Consider the following 1,907-nt stretch of genomic DNA (forward strand, 5'->3'; position numbering starts at 1 on the left):
ACCGCTGCATGACGCCATCTATGCGGTGATGACACCTGTCAGCGATTTCATCTGGTCGTATATTCTCGTTTATCTCTTGTTGGGCGCGGGGGTGTTGTTCACCGTGCTGACGCGCGGCATGCAATTTCGCCTGTTCGGGCACATGGCACGCGTGACCTTCAACAGCCGGGGCGCGGGCGAGGGCGTCAGCGGGTTTCAGGCGTTTGCCACGTCGCTGGCGGCGCGCGTGGGGACTGGCAACCTGGCCGGCGTGGCCATCGCCTTGTGGGTCGGCGGCCCGGGCGCGATCTTCTGGATGTGGATCACCGCGCTGGTCGGGTTTGCCACCTCGTTCGTCGAGTCGACTCTGGCGCAGACCTACAAGAAGCGCCATGAGGACGGCGTGTATCGCGGCGGTCCTGCCTACTATATCGAGCGCACGTTGGGCTGGCGCTGGATGAGCCTGGTGTTCGCCTTCTTCCTGTTGGTGGCCTATGGCTTGGCCTTCAACGGCGCCCAGGCGAATACCATCGCCCAGGGCATGAACCAGGCCTTCGGCATGCCCAACTGGGTCACCGGGTTGATTCTGGTCGGTGTCGTGGCCGTGGTCATCTATGGCGGGCTCAAGTCCATCGCGCGCACGGCGGAGAAGATCGTGCCGATCATGGCCATTGCCTACTTGCTGGTGGCGCTGGTGGTGCTGGCGCTCAACATTACTGCGGTGCCGGAGATGCTGGCGCTGATCGTCAAGAGTGCCTTCGGCTATGGGCCCGCAGTGGGCGGTGCGGCCGGCTATGCCATCAAGACGGCGATGGAGAACGGTATCAAGCGTGGCCTGTTTTCCAACGAGGCGGGCATGGGCTCGGCGCCCAACGCGGCGGCCCAGGCCAACGTCAAGCATCCTGCCGCGCAGGGCCTAGTGCAGTCGTTCGGCGTGTTCATCGATACCCTGGTCATCTGCAGCTGCACGGCGGTGGTGATCCTGCTTTCTGGCGTCTACGAGAAGTTGATGGCCAATTCGCCGGGACAAGATATCGTCGGTATCCAGCTTACCCAGGACGCGATGGCAGATCACTTCGGTGGCTTCGGTGAGATCTTCATCGCCGTGGCGATTCTGCTGTTCGCCTTCACCTCGATCATCGCTAACTTCTCGTTCGCCACAGTCAACATCGAGTACATGTTCAAGCGCCATGCCAAGGGCGCGGTACAAGCGTTGCGCCTGGCCGTGCTGGCCATGGTGATGATCGGCTCGGTGTCGCAACTGACCTTCGTATGGGACTTCGCCGATCTCTCCATGGGCCTGATGGCGACTACCAACCTGATCGCGATCCTGATCCTGGCACCGATCGCCATGCGTGTGCTCAAGGACTACGAGCGCCAGCGTCGCGAAGGCGTCAAGGAACCGCGCTTCGATCCCAAGATCCTCAAGCGACCCGAACAAGTGGATGACGACGTATGGCCGCCCAAGGATTCTTGAGCACGGCATTTGGCGTTATAATGGCGGTCTCTCCCCAGCTAACGTGAGAGGCCGTCATGCACATACAGCTCAACGGCGATCAGCGCGAGCTCGCGTCCCGGCTGACGATCAGTGAGTTGATCGAGCAGCTCGCATTGACCGGGCGCCGCATCGCCGTCGAAGTCAACGAGGAAATCGTGCCGCGCAGCCAGCATGCCGAGATCCGCCTGTCCCCGGGTGATCGTGTGGAAATCGTGCATGCCATCGGCGGCGGCTGATGTTACTCGCCCGTCGACGCGCGGGGCCGCATAGCGGCCCGGGTGTGTCGGCGGCTCCCTTTACGCCAGGAGGTTCGTCATGTCCGCTGATCAGCGCCAGGACATTCCATTGACCGTCGCCGGTCGCGTCTTCTCCTCACGCTTGCTGGTGGGCACCGGCAAATACCGTGATTTCGACGAGACCGCCGCAGCCG

The 1,907-nt window shown here is 62.4% G+C and carries 2 protein-coding genes and 1 pseudogene; all 3 read left to right on the plus strand.

Features of this window, described 5'->3' with window-relative positions; all coding sequences use genetic code 11:
• A partial coding sequence (locus tag OP495_RS18830) for a sodium:alanine symporter family protein (protein ID WP_348521329.1) occupies positions 1 to 1,456 on the plus strand: 1,456 nt, incomplete at its 5' end.
• 56 nt (positions 1,457 to 1,512) lie between these two features.
• Positions 1,513 to 1,713, plus strand: a complete 201-nt coding sequence (gene thiS / locus OP495_RS18835; protein WP_280571023.1) for a sulfur carrier protein ThiS — start codon at positions 1,513 to 1,515, stop codon at positions 1,711 to 1,713.
• Between the two features lie 79 nt (positions 1,714 to 1,792).
• A pseudogene (locus OP495_RS18840) lies at positions 1,793 to 1,907 on the plus strand (thiazole synthase); the annotation flags it as partial.

Source organism: Chromohalobacter sp. 296-RDG, from assembly GCF_029889885.1.
Classification (GTDB): domain Bacteria; phylum Pseudomonadota; class Gammaproteobacteria; order Pseudomonadales; family Halomonadaceae; genus Chromohalobacter.